The 17,661-nt window shown below is 69.6% G+C and carries 15 protein-coding genes and 2 pseudogenes; 6 read left to right on the top strand and 11 right to left on the bottom strand.

Annotated elements, in window-relative coordinates; translation table 11 throughout:
• Positions 1-7: 7 nt before the first annotated feature.
• The 3 genes and pseudogenes from H590_RS19450 to H590_RS0111735 all read right to left on the bottom strand — a co-directional run.
• A pseudogene (locus H590_RS19450) lies at positions 8-490 on the bottom strand (DNA primase); the annotation flags it as partial.
• A gap of 86 nt (positions 491-576) precedes the next feature.
• Positions 577-1,894 (bottom strand): annotated as a pseudogene (gene dnaG, locus H590_RS0111740) (DNA primase); the annotation flags it as partial.
• 35 nt (positions 1,895-1,929) lie between these two features.
• Positions 1,930-3,048, bottom strand: a complete 1,119-nt coding sequence (locus H590_RS0111735; RefSeq protein ID WP_028703686.1) for an HD domain-containing protein — start codon at positions 3,046-3,048, stop codon at positions 1,930-1,932.
• An 85-nt stretch (positions 3,049-3,133) separates the two neighbouring features.
• Here H590_RS0111735 and H590_RS0111730 point away from each other — a divergent pair, with 85 nt between their 5' ends.
• A complete protein-coding gene (locus tag H590_RS0111730; RefSeq protein WP_028703685.1) occupies positions 3,134-3,328 on the top strand; it encodes a hypothetical protein in 195 nt (64 codons plus the stop codon).
• A gap of 15 nt (positions 3,329-3,343) precedes the next feature.
• Positions 3,344-3,700, top strand: a complete 357-nt coding sequence (locus tag H590_RS0111725) for a hypothetical protein (protein ID WP_028703684.1) — start codon at positions 3,344-3,346, stop codon at positions 3,698-3,700.
• 3 nt (positions 3,701-3,703) lie between these two features.
• Here H590_RS0111725 and dusB read toward each other — a convergent pair whose 3' ends face one another.
• The 7 genes from dusB to H590_RS0111695 form a co-directional block, all read right to left on the bottom strand.
• On the bottom strand, positions 3,704-4,786 hold the full coding sequence (gene dusB, locus H590_RS0111720; protein ID WP_126412856.1) for a tRNA dihydrouridine synthase DusB: 1,083 nt from the start codon (positions 4,784-4,786) through the stop codon (positions 3,704-3,706).
• A gap of 97 nt (positions 4,787-4,883) precedes the next feature.
• On the bottom strand, positions 4,884-5,639 hold the full coding sequence (locus H590_RS0111715) for a succinate dehydrogenase/fumarate reductase iron-sulfur subunit (RefSeq protein WP_028703682.1): 756 nt from the start codon (positions 5,637-5,639) through the stop codon (positions 4,884-4,886).
• Entirely contained in the window at positions 5,636-7,600 is a 1,965-nt protein-coding gene (locus tag H590_RS0111710) for a fumarate reductase/succinate dehydrogenase flavoprotein subunit (RefSeq protein ID WP_028703681.1), read from the bottom strand. Before H590_RS0111710 ends, H590_RS0111715 begins: the two co-directional genes overlap by 4 nt.
• Entirely contained in the window at positions 7,597-8,256 is a 660-nt protein-coding gene (locus H590_RS0111705) for a succinate dehydrogenase cytochrome b subunit (RefSeq protein WP_028703680.1), read from the bottom strand. The genes H590_RS0111710 and H590_RS0111705 overlap by 4 nt, the downstream gene beginning before the upstream one ends.
• A gap of 215 nt (positions 8,257-8,471) precedes the next feature.
• The gene (locus H590_RS19320; protein WP_269471507.1) at positions 8,472-9,062 is read right to left on the bottom strand and encodes a pyridoxal-dependent decarboxylase; all 591 of its coding nucleotides are present in this window, start codon (positions 9,060-9,062) and stop codon (positions 8,472-8,474) included.
• Positions 8,971-9,954 (bottom strand): pyridoxal-dependent decarboxylase, encoded by a 984-nt coding sequence (locus tag H590_RS19315; RefSeq protein ID WP_269471508.1) that lies wholly within the window; start codon positions 9,952-9,954, stop codon positions 8,971-8,973. The genes H590_RS19320 and H590_RS19315 overlap by 92 nt, the downstream gene beginning before the upstream one ends.
• Before the next feature lie 39 nt (positions 9,955-9,993).
• Positions 9,994-10,728, bottom strand: coding sequence for an NUDIX hydrolase (locus tag H590_RS0111695; RefSeq protein WP_201271262.1), 735 nt, complete (start codon positions 10,726-10,728; stop codon positions 9,994-9,996).
• Between the two features lie 116 nt (positions 10,729-10,844).
• On the opposite strand from H590_RS0111695, the gene nadA reads away from it, so the two are divergent.
• The 3 genes from nadA to nadC all read left to right on the top strand — a co-directional run bounded on the left by nadA (position 10,845) and on the right by nadC (position 14,661).
• Entirely contained in the window at positions 10,845-11,906 is a 1,062-nt protein-coding gene (gene nadA, locus H590_RS16485; protein WP_051238575.1) for a quinolinate synthase NadA, read from the top strand.
• Positions 11,903-13,633, top strand: a complete 1,731-nt coding sequence (gene nadB / locus H590_RS16480; protein WP_084149483.1) for an L-aspartate oxidase — start codon at positions 11,903-11,905, stop codon at positions 13,631-13,633. The genes nadA and nadB overlap by 4 nt, the downstream gene beginning before the upstream one ends.
• Before the next feature lie 143 nt (positions 13,634-13,776).
• Positions 13,777-14,661, top strand: a complete 885-nt coding sequence (nadC, locus tag H590_RS0111680; protein WP_028703678.1) for a carboxylating nicotinate-nucleotide diphosphorylase — start codon at positions 13,777-13,779, stop codon at positions 14,659-14,661.
• 134 nt (positions 14,662-14,795) lie between these two features.
• Here the strand turns inward: nadC and H590_RS0111675 are convergent, their stop codons facing one another.
• Positions 14,796-16,187, bottom strand: coding sequence for a glycine--tRNA ligase (locus H590_RS0111675; protein ID WP_028703677.1), 1,392 nt, complete (start codon positions 16,185-16,187; stop codon positions 14,796-14,798).
• 178 nt (positions 16,188-16,365) lie between these two features.
• Here H590_RS0111675 and H590_RS0111670 point away from each other — a divergent pair, with 178 nt between their 5' ends.
• On the top strand, positions 16,366-16,782 hold the full coding sequence (locus H590_RS0111670) for a Fur family transcriptional regulator (RefSeq protein ID WP_028703676.1): 417 nt from the start codon (positions 16,366-16,368) through the stop codon (positions 16,780-16,782).
• Positions 16,783-17,661 lie beyond the last annotated feature (879 nt).

Here is a 17,661-nt window from a genome sequence, read left to right as displayed (position 1 = left end):
GGTGTGGCTACTGGACCTCGATGCTGCCCGAGCCGGCCGAGATGAGCTCCTTGCGCAGCGCCTCCAGTTCCACCAGATCGGCGAACATCGCGTTGTAGGCTCCCCGGTCGGTGGTGGGGTTGGTGCGCTGCAACCGTGACTTCAGATCGGCGATGTCATCGGTGACCGACAGCAGCCGCACCCGGGCGGCGTAGGCCGCGGCGTACCGGGCATCGGGTTCGGCCGACAGCACGGGCTCCACCAGCAGGGCGACCTCCAACTGCCGCACGATCGGGTCTGAGGTGGCCTCGCTCACCGCCTGGGACCAGCCCTCGGGGACCACCGGCACCGAGGTGGCGGCCTCGAAGACGGCCCGGTAGGCGGGGTGGCGGAAGTCGGCCGGCTCGACCAGGTCCCAGTCGGCGTCGAACAGGTCGGGGCGCTGGAGGAGGAGTTTGAGCAGCCCTCGTTCGGCGGCCAGCCGCCGGTCGGCCGGATCGGGCCACGGCATCGAGGGGGCGGCCGGGGCCTGCGGGGCGGGATCGGCCACCTCGGGGAGCACCCTGAGAGTCGGCCGCAAGTCTGCCGGCGGGGCCGGGTTGCGACGGGTGCGGGCCACCTCCCGGCGCACCTCGTCGACGTCCATCCCGACGATCTGGGAGAGCTCGCGCAGGTAGCCGTCGACCAGTGAGGAGTCCCGGATGCTGGTGACCAGGGGGGCGGCGGCGCGCACCGCGGCGACCCTCCCGTCGGCACGGTCGAGGTCGAAGTCGTGGACGACGTTGTCCATCACGTAGCGGTACAGCGGAATGCGCCGGGCGACCAGCTCGCGGACCGCGTCGGGGCCGTGCTGGATGCGCAGGTCGCAGGGGTCCAGGCCGTTCGGCTCCACCGCGACATAGGTCTGGGAGACGAACTCCGAGTCCCCCTGGTAGACCTTCAGGGCGGCCTTGCGGCCGGCGGCGTCCCCGTCGAAGGTGAACACCACCTCCCCCGACAGGGCGCCGTTGTTGCCCATCAGGCGTTGCAGCAGCCGGGCGTGGTCGGAGCCGAAGGCGGTCCCGCAGGAGGCCACCGCGGTGTCCACCCCGGACAGGTGGGCAGCCATCACATCGGTGTACCCCTCCATCACCACCGCCTGCCTCTTCCTGCCGATGTTGGTGCGCGACAGATCCAGGCCGTAGAGGACGTGGGACTTCTTGTAGACCACCGTCTCGGGGGTGTTGATGTACTTGGCCGGCAGCCGGTCGTCGTCGTAGACCCGGCGGGCGCCGAATCCCAGCACCGACTTGCCGGAGTCCTTGATGGGCCACAGCACCCGGCCCTGGAAGAAGTCCCAGCCCTTCTCACGAACCAGCCCCGAACTCACCAGCGCCTTGGGGCTGAACCCCTTCGCCAGCAGATGGTCGCGCAGCACGTGGCCGCCGCGCGGGGCGTACCCGATGTGGAAGGTCTCGGCGGCCTCCCGTTCGAAGCCACGACCGTCCAGGAACTGGCGGGCGATGATCCCCTCGGAGGAGCTGACCTGCTGGTGGTAGAACTCTGCGGCAGCGTCGTTGGCCTCCAGGATCTGCAGCCGCAGGCCCGGCTCGATGCCCGGACGCCCGTCGTCGACGATGCGCAGCTGGACCCCGACCTTGTCGGCCAGCCGCTGGACGGCCTCCACGAAGGTGAGGTTGTCGATCTTCTCGACGAAGCTGATGACGTCGCCGCCTTCACCGCAGCCGAAGCAGTAGAACAGGCCGCGCGAGGGGGTCACCTGGAAGCTGGGGGTGCGCTCGTCGTGGAAGGGGCACAGTCCCTTCAGCGAGCCGCCGCCGGCATTGCGCAGCTGGACGTACTCGCCCACGATCTCGTCGATCCTCGCCCGCTCGCGGACCAGCGCGATGTCCTCATCGTTGATCCGTCCGGCCATGGGTCCACATCCTAGTGCCGTTGCCGGGACCGGGCTCAGAACCCTCGACCCAGCCAGCGGGGCAGCCTCGCACGGTCCCAGCCGAGCAGCTCCTCGGCGCAGCTGAAGGCGAACTGATCGGTCATCCCCGCCACATAGGCGACCACCTGGTGCACCCGGTCGGCGCCGCTGGAGAGGAACTCCTGGGGCACCAGTTCGAGGTGCTCCAGGTAGTAGGAGACCAGTCCGCGCAGGACCGAGATGACCGCCTCGCTCTGGGCCTGGGACTCCGGGCGGGTGTAGATCCGTTCGTAGTTGAACTCCCGCAGCCCGGCCAGCGCCCGGGCGGCGTCGGCCCCCATCACCACCTCCCCAGTGGCGCAGGTGGCACCGATGACCGAGCGGATGAAGGTTGCCAGCTGGGTCCGCCGGTCGTCGCCGACGACCTCGCGCACCGATCGGGGAATCTGCCCGGTGGTGACGATGCCGGCGCGCTGGGCGTCCTCCAGATCGTGGGCGCAGTAGGCGATCCGGTCGGCGAAGGAGACCACCTCCCCCTCCACGGTCATCGGCGCCGGTCGCGACCAGGAGTGGTTGCGGATCCCGTCCAGGGTCTCGGCGCACAGGTTGAGCGAGGTGAGGGCCACATCGGCCCCCCAGGTGGCGTGGTCGAAGCCCTCAGGCAGGAAGGTGTCGAAGGCCTCCTCGGAGGCGTGACCGCCCGGTCCGTGGCCGCAGTCGTGGCCCAGCGCCATCGCGTCGGCCAGGGTGACGTTGGCCCCGATCCCGGCGGCGATCGACCGGGCGACCTGGGCGACCTCCAGGGCATGGGTCAGCCGGGTGCGCTGGTGGTCGGTGGGCTGGACGACCACCTGGGTCTTGCCGGCCAGCCTGCGGAAGGCGGTGGAGTGGACGATCCGGTCGCGGTCGCGCTCGAAGCAGGTGCGTTGCGGGTCGGGCCGTTCGGCGACCGCCCTGGTTCCGGCGCCGTGGGCCAGGGCAGCACCGGGCCTGAGGGTGGCCGCCTCGCGCTCCTCGCGGGCCCGGCGGTCGACCACCGGTCCCGGCTGAAGTCGGCTGCGGGTGGCCGCGTGGCTCCTCACGACGCCGCCGTCGACGGCGTGGCCCGACATGGTCTGCGCCCAGGCGCGGGATCGGTAGGAGGGTTCAGCCATGGACCCAGCATGCCAAAGACCACCGACAGGTTTCAGCGACCAGTAGTCTTTGCCCATCGTTCCACTGACGGTGACGGGAGGGCCCATGTCACAGGATCCCCGGGACCCCGGATGGTCCCCACCACACGATCCGCAGTACTCCCAGAACTCCTGTGACTCCTCCTCGGAGGGGTACCAGTCGTATCCCCCCGAGCAGCCCTACCTGCCCGAGCAGCCCTACCCTGTCGACCAGCCGTACTCCCCCGGCCCCCAGCAGACGCCGGTGTCCCGATTCGAGTAGCGCTCCGCCAAGGGGGTGATCTCGCTGTGCCTGGTCCTGTGCGCCCTGGGGATCTCCCTGATGCTCAGCTGGATCGCCGGGACCGCGATGGCCGCCTCCAGGCGCCTGCGCAGCCCGGACCTCGACTCTGCTCCGGACGATGGCTCCTTGGTTCCCAGTGCGGCGGACGAGTTCCTCAAGGGGGCCTTCACGCTGGTCCTCCAACTGGTTCCCACCGCGCTGGGCATCGCCGCCCTGGTGGTGGGGATCCTGGCGTGCAAGCACCGCAACAGCAAGCGCCTGGGCATCGTCGCCATCATCATCTCGGTGCTGGCCCCGGTGGTCTCGGCCCTGCTCTTCATGATCGCCATGGCGCCCTCCATCGAGGGCTGAGGCTCACCCCCCGGAGACCCCCAGTTCGGCCTCCGACAGATCGGCATCGTCGAGGGTGCGCCCGTCCAGCCACCCCATCGGCATGACCACCTTGCGCCGGGGACTGCCCTGGCGTCCGCGCGGACGTCCGAGCTCCTTCACCGGGAAGGGCGCGTCGGCGTCGAGGGTGGCCAGCAGGGAGTCCAGCTCCTCGAAGGTGGAGATGGTGCCCAGGGCGTGCCGGGTCGTCCCGCCGACCGGGTAGCCCTTGAGGTACCAGGCCATGTGCTTGCGCATGTCGACCAGTCCGTGCGGACCCTCGTAGCGGACCAGCAGCTCGGCGTGACGACGGATCATCGCGGCGACCTCGCCCAGGGTCGGCAGGGTCCGGGTCCGCTCGCCGGCGAAGGCGTCGGCCAGATCACGGAACAGCCAGGGCCGTCCCAGGCAGCCGCGCCCGACCTCCACCCCGGCGCAGCCGGTGCGGCGAACCATCTCCAGGGCGTCGGAGGCCTCCCAGATGTCGCCGTTGCCGAGCACCGGGACGTCGACCGCCTCGACCAGCCGGGCGATCGCATCCCAGTGGGAGTGGCCGGCGTAGGCCTCGGCGACCGTGCGGGCGTGCAGACAGACCGCTGCCGCCCCGGCGTCTGCGGCCAGCCGGGCCGAGTCCAGATAGGTGATGTGGTCCTCGTCGATCCCGATTCGGGTCTTGACGGTGACCGGCACCCCGTGCCGGTCACCGGCCTCGACGGCAGCCCCGACCACCGCGGAGAACCGGTCGCACTTCCAGGGAAGCACTCCCCCGCCGCCCTTGCGGGTCACCTTGGGGACCGGGCAGCCGAAGTTGAGATCGACGTGGTTGACCCCGAACTGCTCGCACAGGATCTCGGTGGCCTCCCCGATCATCGCCGGGTCGACCCCGTACAGCTGGACCGAACGGACCTTCTCGACATCGGCGAACCGCAGCATCTCGGCGGTCTTGTGGTCCCCGTAGACCAGCCCGCGGGAGGTGATCATCTCGCACACGTAGAGTCCCGCACCCTGCTCGGCGCACAGCTGACGGAAGGCGGCGTTGGTCACCCCGGCCATCGGGGCGAGCACCACGGGGGTGTCGACGACCACCCGACCGCCCGAGGGCGCGGTGAGGACAAGAGGAGGGACAACAGGCACCGGGTCATGCTACCCGGCACCGCGGGCCGGCTCAGTCGTCCCTGTTGCGCCCCCGCAGGCCGGCGCGCAGCCGCTCCCGGTTGACCGTGGCCACCGCGGCCAGCGGAATCCCGGCCGGGCACACCCTGGCGCACTCCCCGTACAGCGAACAGGGGCCGAACTGCTCGTCGAGGGCGTCGACCATCCGGCGCGCCCGTCGTCCGCGCTCCTGACGGCCCTGGGGCATCCTGGCCAGATGGGCCAGCTCCGCCCCGGCGAAGAGCATTGCCGCGCCGTTGGGGCAGGCCGCCACGCACGCCCCGCAGCCGATGCAGGCGGCGAAGTCGAGGGCCTCCTCGGCCTCGTGGTGGGACTGGGGGGCGGCGTCGGCGTCGGCGGCGGTCCCGGTCATCACCGCGACCGTCCCGCCGGCGCGCACCAGGGAGTCCAGTCCGGAGCGGTCCACCGCCAGGTCCCGGATCACCGGGAAGGCGGCGGCCCGGAACGGCTCCAGCCGGAAATGGCTGACGCCGGGGAAGGCCCGCAGGTGCTGGCGGCAGGCCGGGGTGTGGGGCACCGGGCCGTGCGGTGTCCCGTTGACGAGGAACCCGCAGGACCCGCAGACCCCCTCACGACAGTCGGACTCGAAGACCACCGGTTTCCCGCCCTGCTCGATGATCTGGTCATTGAGTCGGTCGAGGAGCTCCAGCAGGCTCATCTCGGCGGTGGCGTCCTCCACGGTGTGGTGCTCGAAACGTCCGGACGCGCGGGGGCCGTCCTGACGCCAGACCTCCAGTGTCACTCTCATCGGTAGTCCCTCACCTGCAGCTTGATCAGCGAGAAGTCCAGGGGCTCGCTGTGGCGGACATGGTCACCCTCGGGGGTCGTCTCCCAGGCCGAGACGCTGCGCCAGTGGTCGTCGTCGCGGCGGGCCTCGCCGTCCTCGGTGGCGTACTCGGTGCGGAAGTGTGCGCCGGCCGACTCCCGGCGGTCCAGGGCGTCCAGGATCATCGTCTCGCCGAGCTCGATGAAGTCGGCGACCCGCCCGGCCCTCTCCAGCTCCTGGTTGAGCCGGTCGCCCTCACCGACGACCAGGACGTCCTGCCAGAACTCGGTGCGCAGCGCGCGGACCTTCTCCAGACCCTCCATCAGCCCCTGCTCGTCGCGGCTGACCCCGCAGTGGGCGTAGAGGATGTCGCCGAGTCGGCGGTGGAACCACTCGGGCCGGTGGTGGCCGCCGACCGCCAGCAGCCGCTCGACCCGGCGTCTCACCTGGTCGGCGGTGGCGAGAGCCTCGGCGGAGTCGACCGGGAGCACCGGCTCTCCGACCAGACCGGCCAGGTAGTTCGGCACCGACAGGGGCAGGGTGAACCAGCCGTCCACCGATGCCGACAGCAGCGAGTTGGCTCCCAGTCGGTTGGCGCCGTGGTAGTTGTTGGAGGCCTCCCCGCCCACGAACAGGCCGGGGATGGTGGTCATCTGGTCGTAGTCGACCCACAGCCCGCCCATCGTGAAGTGGGCTCCCGGCGCGATCCTCATCGGCACCCGGTAGGGATCCTCCCCGGTGGCGTCCAGGTACATCGAGAACAGGTTCCCGTAGCGCTCGGCGATGGTCTCCCGACCCAGCCGGGCGATGGCGTCGCGGAAGTCCAGGTAGACCGAGTTGTGCAGCGGTCCGACGCCGTGGCCGGAGTCGATCTGGCTCCGGGCGTTGCGGGAGGCGACGTCGCGGGGGGTGAGGTTGCCGAAGGCCGGGTAGCGCCGTTCCAGGTAGTAGTCGCGCTCCGCCTCGGGAATGTCGTTGGGCGGCCGGTCGTCACCGGGGCGCGCGGGCACCCAGATCCGACCGTCGTTGCGCAGCGACTCGCTCATCAGTGTGGTCTTGGACTGCCATGTCGAGCTCACCGGCAGGGCGGTGGGATGGAACTGGACGAAGCAGGGACTGGCGAAGTAGGCGCCGCGACGGTGCGCCCGCCAGGTGGCGGTGGCGTTGGAGTTCATCGCCAGGGTGGACCAGTGGTAGACCGACCCGTACCCGCCGCTGCACAGGATGACGGCGTGGCCGGTCCAGGTGCTGATCTGCCCGGTGAGCAGGTCGCGGGTGACGATTCCCTGGGCGCGTCCGTCGGCCACCACCAGATCGAGCATCTCGGTGCGGGTGTGCATGTGCACGGTGCCGGCGTCCACCTGCTCCTGGAGGGCCTGGGCGCAGGCCACCTCGAGCTGCTGTCCGGTCTGGCCGCGGGTGTAGTAGGTCCGTGACACCTGCACCCCGCCGAAGGAGCGGGTGGCCAGCTGGCCGCCGTACTCGCGGGCGAAGGGGGCGCCGATCGCGTACATGTGGTCGATGACGCGCACCGACTCGGTGCCCAGTCGCACCGCGTCGGCCTCCCGTCCGCGGTAGTCCCCGCCCTTGACGGTGTCGGTGACGAAGCGGATCAGGGAGTCGCCGTCGACCTTCCTGGCGCGGGCGGCGTTGATCCCTCCCTGGGCGGCCACCGAGTGGGCGCGACGCGGCGAGTCGTGGAAGCTGAAGCACTCGACCCGGTAGCCGAGCTGTCCCAGGCTGGCGGCGGCCCCGGCACCGGCCAGTCCGGTCCCGACGACGATCACCGTCATCTTGCGGCGGTTGGCGGGGTTGACCAGCCGGTACTGGTCCTGACGCCGCTGCCAGGCGGTCAGCGGATCGCCGGGCGGGGCGTGGCCGTCCAGTTCGGTCCCGATCCGGTATCCGGCGACGGGCTGGTCGGCAGGTGCTGGGCCGGTCATGAGATCACCCCGGTGAGAATGAGGATCGGCAGGGTTCCGTTGCCGATGACGACGGCCAGTGCGACGAGCAGACCGACCAGCAGCCAGATCCGGCGAAGCCGGGGGCCGGTGCCGCCCAGATCGTTGATGACGTTCCAGATCCCCTGGGCCAGATGGACCCCGATCACCAGCATCATGAGGCTGTAGTAGATCGCCATCGGCGGCCGGGAGAGGCTGGCCACCAGGTTCTGGTAGGCGTGGACGTCGACGTCGGCGGGTCCGGTCCTCACCGGCGCCCGGAAGCTCGAGGACTCCAGCCCGGCGCCCAGGGTGAGGTCCAGCAGGTGGACCACGACGAAGCCCAGCAGCAGGATCCCGGAGAGCAGCATGGTCCGCGCCCCCCAGGTGAGGCCGGCCATCCCGCGGCGCCGGTGCCCTCCCCGGCTGCGCCGACCCCGCCACCAGATCAGCACTCCCGCCCAGACGTGGGAGACCAGGCAGCCGAGCAGGACGATCCGCAGGATCCACAGCACCCCCTCGTAGGGGATCAGGGGGTGGGCCAGCACGCGCAGGAAGCGGGCGTAGGAGTTGAACTCCTCGGGCCCCATCAGCGCCTTGAGATTGCCGATCATGTGGACCAGGACGAACAGCGCGAAGATCGTGCCGGTCACCGCCATGACGACCTTGAGGGTGACATTGGAGGGTCTGAGCCTGGCGTGCCGCACGGTGACGACGGCGTCCCCCTGCGCTGCGGGCTCGTCGGTTCTGCTGGCTGTCCGGTCAGTGACGCTCATGACCTCGCTCCGTTCCAGGCCGGGTCCGCCAACCCTATCGGAGGGCTTTGCTGGCCGGGCGCCGGGGGCCTCATCGGATGGTTGGCGCGGGGTCCCCCTCAGTGGTGGAAGGCGGGGGCGTGGCCGACCCTGGGCATCGGGGAGTCCAGCGAGTCGAGATAGTCGACCTCGTCCCGCAGATCGGCCAGGAAGGCGTCGGCCAGATCCTGGCTGAACCCGTTGCGCACCACGATCCGCTGGACAGTGAGATCGGTGAGGTCGGCGGGCATCGGGTAGGCGGGCACCAGCCATCCCTTCATCCGCAGCCGGTCCCCCAGGTGGTGGAGATCCCAGTTCTCGGTGTGGCCCGGGCGCAGGCTCCAGGCGAAGACCGGGATGTCGGATCCGTCGTTCCACAGCTGGAAGGCCGGCATCACGCCGATCTGGGCGGCCAGCCCCGTGGCGACGTCACTGGAGGTCTGCTGGACGCGCCGGAAACCCTCGAACCCGAGCCTCAGGAACATGTAGTACTGCAGCAGGACCTGGGCCCCGGGCCGCGAGAAGTTCAGCGCGAAGGTGGGCATGTTGCCGCCGAGGTAGCTCACCGTGAAGACGAGGTCATCGGGCAGGTACTGGCTGTCGCGCCAGACCACCCATCCCAGGCCCGGGTAGACCAGCCCGTACTTGTGGCCGGAGGTGTTGATCGACACCACCCGGTCCACCCGGAAGTCCCACTCCAGATCCGGCTGGAGGAAGGGGGGCGATCATCGCTCCGGAGGCGCCGTCGACGTGGATCCTGACGTCCAGCCCGGTGCTCTCCTGGATGGCGTCCAGAGCCGCGGAGATCTCGGCCACCGGCTCGTACATGCCGGTGTAGGTGACCCCCATGATGGCCACCACGCCGATGGTGTGGTCATCGATGTACTCGTCCAGCCGGTGGCCGTCCAGCACCTTGAGGTCGGCCGAGACGGGCACCTGGCGCATCTCGACGTCCCAATAGTTGCAGAACTTCTCCCAGCACACCTGGACCGCGCTGGACATCACCAGATTGGGTCGGTCCGAGCTCCTGCCGGCCGCTCTGCGGGCGTGGGTCCAGCGACGTTTGAGGGCCAGCCCGGCGAGCATGCAGGCCTCCGAGGAGCCGATGGTCGAGGTGCCCGGGCAGCGCTGAGGATCGGGGGCGTGCCACAGGTCGGCCAGCATCCTGGCGCACCTGGTCTCGATCTCGGCGGTGCGCGGGTACTCGTCCTTGTCGATCATGTTCTTGTCGGCGGCCTCGAGGTAGAGGCGGTTGGCGTCGTCGTCCATCCAGGTGCCGACGAAGGTGGCCAGGTTGAGCCGTGCGTTGCCGTCGAGCATCGCCTCGTCGTGGACGATCTGGTAGGCCGTCTCGGGCAGACTCTCCTGGCGCGGCAGCCGGAATCGCGGGAGCTCGGTGGTCTCCCCGGGTCGGGCGAAGACCGGATTGAGGGCGACCGACTCCTGGTCGGGACGCGGGACCTCGGCTGCCTGTCTGCGGGACGGTCCCGAATGCTCCTTCCCGGTGGTGCCCGTCCCGATGTGTGCTGGCCCGGTGTTCGCCGGCCCGGTGTGTGCTGACATGGCGGCCCCTTCGCGACGCGTGATCGACTGCCCCCATCCTCACACTGTCGGGTTCCTGCCGGGGCCGAGGACGGCGAATGGGTCGGTGACCCGATAGCTGTCCTCGGTGAACCGCCAGGTGCTGGGCGGCCGACCGCCCCTGGCGCCGGCCTCCCCGAGGGTCCCGACCCGTGCGATCTGACCCCGGCGGCGCAGCACCCGCGACAGATTGGTGACGTCGATCTCGCGTCCGAGGACCGCCTCGTAGATACCGCGCAGTGTGGCCATCGTGAACTCCGGCGGAGCCAGGGCGAGGGCGATATTGGTGTAGGACACCTTCCCGCGCAGCCGGTCGACCGCCTGGCCGACCACCAGATGGTGATCGAAGGCCAGATCGGGCAGCTCGGCGACGGCTGTCCAGCGCGCTCCCGACTCGCGGGGCCGGGCGTCCTCCCAGGGCACCAGCCCGAGGTACGCGGTGGCGATGGTCCGCTCGAAGGGATCGCGCCCGGGATCGGACAGGGTGGCCAACTGCTCGCAGTGCCTCAGCGTCTCCAGGCCCAGCTGTTCCCGAAGATGGCGGGCCAGGGCCTCCTCCATCGTCTCGGTGACCTCGACCGGCCCGCTCGGCAGCGCGAACTTCCCGGCGAAGGGCTCGCGGTCCCGGCGTCTCACCAGGACCTGCAGCTCCGCCGGACGACCCGGCGATCCCACCGGGCCGGCCCGCAGCACCACCCCCAGCACCTCGTGGCGATACTTGGCCACTCCCCGCTGGTCCCGGAATGGTGCCCTCATCACGTGGGGCATGTTACAGTTCCCCTGTTTTCGACTGATCGTCGATAACTTTTCGACTACCAGTCTTCAACATGTCTCCCGCATCTCTCCCTCAACTCTCCAGAATCGGAGTGCCGATGACCACCACACCGTCCGCGACCGGATCAGCGCCGACCCGCTCGCCCCTCCCGGGTCGCGCCGACCTCCTCACCGACGACACGACAGACCGCACCGCCGGGTTCGACGAGTGGGCCGATCAGGTCCGCACCGCCGCCCGCGCCCAGAACGCCGTGATCCTGGCCCACAACTACCAGCACCCCGACATCCAGGACGTCGCCGACCACGTCGGGGACTCGCTGGCGCTGTCACGGATCGCCGCTCGGACCGACTCCTCGACCATCGTCCTGGCCGGCGTCCACTTCATGGCCGAGACGGCCAAGATCCTGTCCCCCGACAAGCGCGTCCTCATTCCGGACGCGCGGGCCGGGTGCTCGCTGGCCGACTGCATCACCGCCGAGCAGGTGCGCGACTGGAGGGCCCAGTACCCGGGCGCGGTGGTGGTGAGCTATGTCAACACCACCGCCGCGGTGAAGGCCGAGAGCGACATCTGCTGCACCTCCTCGAATGCGGTGGAGGTGGTCCGGTCGGTCCCCTCCGCCACCGATGTGCTGTTCTGCCCCGACCAGTTCCTCGGCGCCCATGTGCGCCGCACCCTGCACCGCGACAACGTCCACACCTGGATGGGCGAGTGCCACGTGCACGCCGACATCTCTCCGGACAGCCTCATCGAGAGGGTGCACGCCAACCCCGGGGCCGATCTCTTCGTGCACCCCGAGTGCGGGTGCACCACCAGCGCCCTGTGGCTGGCGGGGTGTGGAGAGCTGCCCGCCGAGCGCACCCGCATTCTGTCCACCGGCCAGATGCTCACCGCGGCGAGAACCACTGGTGCCAGCACTGTCCTGGTGGCCACCGAGGTCGGGATGCTGCACCAGCTGCGACAGGCCAACCCGCGGGCCAGCTTCCAGCCGGTCAACGCCGGGGCGATCTGCCCCTTCATGCGGATGACCACCCGGGACAAGCTGCTGCGCTGCCTCCAGGAGGGCCGCGACGAGGTCCTGGTCGACCCGGTGATCGCCGCCCGGGCGCGACTGGCCGTCGAACGGATGATTGCCATCGGCAGCACCGGGGGCCGGCGATGACCTCCCTCTCCGGCACTCAGTTGTTCCCGGGCTCCCCCGCCTCGTCTTCAGCCCGTGCCTCGTCTGCCTCCCCTGCCGGCGCCGGTGTGGGCCGGCGCTGCGACGTCGTGGTGGTCGGCACCGGGGCCGCCGGACTGTCGACCGTCCTGGGCCTGCTGGCCTCGGGACTCGAGGTCGCCGTCGTCACCCGGGCAGGACTGACCGACTCCTCGACGGACTGGGCCCAGGGTGGCCTGGCCGCGGTCTGGGCGGCCGGCGACAGCACCGGGGCGCACCGGTGTGACACCCTGGCAGCCGGAGCAGGGCTGTGCGGGCGGCAGGCCGTCGCCGAACTGGTCGACGGCGCCCCCGGCGCCGTGCGTCGACTCATCGATCTGGGCGCCCGCTTCGACACCGACTCCCTGGGGCGTATCGACCTGCATCTGGAGGGCGGCCACCACGCCCGCCGGATCCTGCACGCCGGCGGGGACCAGTCCGGTCACGAGGTGGAGCGGACCCTGAGCAGCGCTCTGGACAGCGCCCTCGCCGCCTCGGGTGCGGGAGAGCGCCTGCAGATGCTGTCGGGCACCCGGCTGATCGACGTCCTCACCGACTCTCAGGGCCGCGCCTGCGGAGTCTCGGTGCTGGAGGCCGACGGCGGAACCGCACGGATCGGAGCTCGGGCGGTGGTGCTGGCCACCGGTGGGATCGGCCAGCTGTGGCCGACCACCACCAATCCCCCGGTCGCCACCGGGGACGGCCTGGCCGCCGCCCTGAGGGCCGGGGCAGTGTGTCGCGACGCCGAGTTCATGCAGTTCCACCCGACCATCCTGGTGGTTCCCCCCGCCCGTCGGATCCCCGGCGACCGCGGTGTGCTGATCTCCGAGGCGGTTCGTGGAGAGGGGGCATTCCTGGTCGACGGGAGCGGACGCCGGGTGATGACCGGGGTCCACCCGCTCGCCGATCTGGCACCCCGCGACGTCGTCTCCGCGGCCGAGCAGATGCGGATGATCGCCACCGGGGAGGACCATCTGTTCCTCGACGCGACCTCCTTCGGGTCCCAACGCTGGGAGCGGTCCTTCCCCTCGATCCTCCAGATGTGCCGCGAGCGTGGGATCGACCCGGTGGTCGAACCGATCCCGGTGCGCCCCGGGGCCCACTACCACTGCGGCGGAGTAGCGGCGACGATGACCGGGCTGACCGGCGTGCCCGGACTCAGAGCCGTCGGCGAGGTCGCCTGCACCGGGGTTCAGGGGGCGAACAGGCTGGCCTCCAACTCCCTCACCGAGGCCCTGGTGATGGGCGAGAGAACGGCCGCGGACCTGGCCGGATGGCTGTCCTCGGCGCCCGCAGCGGGGCCGGCCGTCGAGCGGGCGGCCGCCCGACTGGTCGATCACCGCGAGATCGACCCGATACGAGCGGTGATGGAGCGCGACGTGTCGGTGATGCGGGATGCCGACGGTCTGAGACGGGCTCTGGGCCGGCTGGACGCCACCGCCGGTGCCGACCGTCTCGACGACCTCGTCCTGACAGCGACCAACCTCGCCCTGGTGGGACGGCTGGTGGCCGGTGCGGCCGCGATGCGCACGGAGTCGCGGGGCTGTCATCGTCGCCTGGACATCCCCGAGCGGTCGGACGCCTGGCGTCTCCACATCGACACCCGGATGGACTCCTGCGGCGGCCTCGTCCTCACCCGTACCGAACCCGGCACCGACCGTCACGGCGGCCGCGACCAGGAGGCGGCATGACCCTCCGTACTCCCCCTGCCTCCGCAGGTTCCGCTGAGTCCGCAGGTTCCAATGAGCCCACCGCGTTCACAGACTTGGTCGTGTCCGCATGCTCCGCTGAGCTGCCGGGCACCGCTGACTCTCCTGATCCCGCCGCACCTGCCCTGCCGGCCGACCTTCTCGACACCATCGGAGCACTCGGACTGGAGACCGACCTCCTCATCGAGATCACCGACCGAGCTCTGGACGAGGACCTGTCCTGGGGCCCGGACGTCACCTCCGACGCCATCTTCGACGCCGATCAGCGCGGCCGCGCACGAATGGTGTCCAGGGCCGAGGGCTGCCTGGCGGCGGTGCCGGTGGCCTCACTGGTGCTCCACCTGATGGCTGCCCGCAACCACGATCGCGCGCGGAGCACCATCCTGATGTCCGACGGGTCGCGGGTCCATCCGGGCGACATCGTCCTGGAGGTCGAGGCGCCGCTGCGCACCCTGCTGACCGCTGAGCGCACGATGCTCAATCTGGTCGGGCAGCTGTCGGGAGTGGCGACCGCGACGGCGGCCTGGGCCGATGCCCTGGCCGGATCCGGGACCCGGGTGCGCGACACCCGCAAGACCGTCCCGGGGCTGCGCGTCCTGCAGAAGTACGCGGTGCGCTGCGGCGGCGGGGTCAACCACCGGATGGGACTGGGAGACGCGGCGCTCATCAAGGACAACCACATCGCGGCCGCCGGATCGGTGCGGGCGGCGCTGGCGGCGGTGCGCACCAGCGCCCCGGGACTGGACTGCGAGGTCGAGTGCGACACCCTCGCACAGGTCTGCGAGGCGGTCTCGGCCGGGGCCGGACTGATCCTGCTGGACAACATGTCGGTCGACCAGATGAGACGGGCGGTCGCTGTGGCCCGACCCGCCGGAGTGCTCACCGAGGCATCGGGCGGACTCCAGCTGAAGGACGCCACGGCGGTGGCGGCCACCGGCGTCGACTATGTCGCAGTCGGCGCACTCACCCACTCTCCGGCGGTGCTGGACCTGGGTCTGGACCTGGTCTGAGACAGACCCCGGAAGCACCGGGACACCATCCCCGGACGACGACTCCCCAGTGCCACCCCGGACGGCGAGGGGCCCCGGAACGCCTGGTCGGCGTCCCGGGGCCCCGGCGGGTGCCCGCAGTGGTGCGGCTGCTGTCAGCAGCCGATGAGGCGAGCTCCGAGATAGGACTCCACCTGATCGATGGCGACCCGTTCCTGGCTCATGGTGTCGCGATCACGGATCGTCACGGCGTCGTCCTCGAGAGTGTCGAAGTCGACGGTGAGGCAGAACGGAGTGCCGATCTCGTCCTGACGGCGGTACCGCTTGCCGATCGCCTGGGCGTCGTCGAAGTCGACGTTCCAGTGCTTGCGCAGGGTCGCGGCGAGGTCGCGGGCCTTGGGCGAGAGGTCGGAGTTGCGGCTCAGCGGCAGCACGGCCGCCTTGACCGGGGACAGCCGCCTGTCGAGCTTGAGCACGGTGCGCTTGTCGACGCCGCCCTTGGTGTTGGGGGCCTCGTCCTCGGTGTAGGCGTCGACCATGAAGGCCATCAGCGACCTGGTGAGGCCGGCCGCGGGCTCGATTACGTAGGGCAGGTACCGCTTGTTCTCCTTCTGGTCGAAGTAGGACAGGTCCTTGCCGGAGTGCTTCGAGTGGGTCGACAGGTCGAAGTCGGTGCGGTTGGCGATACCCTCCAGCTCGCCCCAGTCGGAACCGATGAAACCGAACTTGTACTCGATGTCGACGGTCCGCTTGGAGTAGTGGGAGAGCTTCTCCTTGGGGTGCTCGAAGTGACGCAGGTTGGCCCGATCGATACCCAGGTCGACGTACCAGTCGGTCCGGTGGCCGATCCAGTACTCGTGCCAGTCCTCATCGGTGCCGGGCACGACGAAGAACTCCATCTCCATCTGCTCGAACTCGCGGGTGCGGAAGATGAAGTTTCCGGGAGTGATCTCGTTGCGGAAGGACTTGCCAGTCTGGGCGATCCCGAACGGCGGCTTCTTGCGAGCGCTGTTCACCACGTTCTGGAAGTTGATGAAGATGCCCTGGGCGGTCTCGGGACGCAGGTAGTGCAGCCCGGCCTCGTCCTGGACCGGACCGAGGTAAGTCTTCAGCATCATGTTGAAGTCCCGCGGCTCGGTCCACTGCCCCTTGGTGCCGCAGTTGGGGCAGTTCACCTCGGAGAGCTTCACGGAGTCGGGGTCGTCGACGCCGTGCTTGTTGGCGTACATCTCCTGGAGGTGATCGGCGCGCATCCGCTTGTGGCAGGACAGGCACTCGGTCAGCGGGTCGTTGAACACCCCGACGTGACCCGAGGCGATCCACACCTCCTTGGGGAGGATGACCGAGGAGTCCAGGCCCACGATGTCGTCGCGGCTGGTCACCATGGACCGCCACCACTGACGCTTGATGTTCTCCTTGAGCTCGACCCCGTACGGACCGTAGTCCCAGGCGGCCCGGGAGCCGCCGTAGATCTCGCCGCAGGGGAACACGAAGCCGCGGCGCTTGCACAGATTGGTGACGTTGTCGAGAGTGCTAGTGGAGGCCAAGGCCGTCCCTTTCTTCCAAGTCCTCATTGGAGTGGGCACCAGGATGGCGTCCACGCAATGGCCCACACTACCGGTCCGGGGCGATCGACTGGCCGCCTCGGACCGGAGTCCTCTGCCATCGGGGCCCCGCCGCGCTAGATTGACGGTGTTCACGTGTCCATGACAGAGGTGATGATCCGTGTCGAACCCGGCGGCAAGCCCCGTCAAGCGCACCACCCGGCAGCGTGTCGCCATCAACGATCTGTTCGACGGCGAGCGTGCCTTCCTCACGGCCCAGCAGGTCCATGAGGAGCTGCGCGAGCGCGGCGTCAAGGTCGGACTCGCGACGGTCTACCGCAATCTCCAGGCGATGAGCGAGGAGGGCGAGCTGGACACCATCCGCGCCGAGGACGGCGAGATGGCGTACCGACGTTGCTCCTCCTCACACCACCACCACCTGGTGTGCCGCCAGTGCGGCAAGGTGGTCGAGATCGGCCAGGACCAGATGATCGAGTCCTGGGCGTCCGCGGTCGCTGCTCGTCACGGGTTCAGCGAGACCGGCCACGAACTGGAGCTCTTCGGGCTGTGCGCCGAGTGCTCGAGGGAGAATTCCTGAGACACCGCTCACGCAGCCTCCGGAGCGTCAATCAGCGTCATCGAGAACAGCGCCCCGGACGCACTCGTGGAGCGCCCATGAAGGTGTCGAAGCCGCCCTTGGTGATAATGCGCACCAGATGCATCTCGGGGTTCTGGTTTCCGTGGCGCAACATCCGCCCGTCGCGCTGGGGTGACGTCAGCGGGACGCCAGGGGCTTTGCCCTCTATGACGTGTTGGCGTCACGATTCCAACATCACGCGGACCACGACGATCAATCAGCTCCATGACCGTCAGACGTCACCACATCTCAGGAGCCTCTTGACGGTGTCCCGCACCGAGTCCTATCGTTCGGCATGGGGATTTTGAAGACCCATAGAAGAGTACAGAAATCATTCTTGGCGATTCTTGTGGGGTCGGGCGTATCCACTCAGCTGGCGGCTCCTCGTGCACACGCCGATGAGTGGCGCTATCTCGTCGAAGGCACCTGGTATAAGAGCAGGGCCACCTGCGAGTCGCGTGCCAAAGCTCTCATCCAGACGAGACAGTACAAGAATCCTCGCCTTTGCACTCCGGATTCCCTTTCTTACCCCAACCTCGATTTTTCATGGGTGGCTGCTGGGTGGGGGTTCGGCGGCTGTGTCGTCGAACTGAGCATTGATTCTGGCAGGCGGGTGCGACGGTTCGCCGCATGTCGCTGCGGGGGTCGGGCTGTCCGGGCCGTGGGGTTCTTTCAGATGGTGGGCGGTCAAGGTGCATACCGGGGGCTATCCCGCGGGGGCGGGCAGGCCCCGCAGCACGCCGACTGCGGCGACCACGGTGTCGACCCATGGTTGGCGATCCGAGACGTGCAGGATGACGCGCCGGCCGCTCCGGGCGAGGGTGGCGGGGATGGCGAACA

This window comes from Acidipropionibacterium jensenii DSM 20535, assembly GCF_000425285.1.
In the GTDB taxonomy this organism is placed as follows: domain Bacteria; phylum Actinomycetota; class Actinomycetes; order Propionibacteriales; family Propionibacteriaceae; genus Acidipropionibacterium; species Acidipropionibacterium jensenii.
Note: the sequence above shows the minus strand (reverse complement) of the source record. Positions and strands in the feature narration are given on the sequence as shown.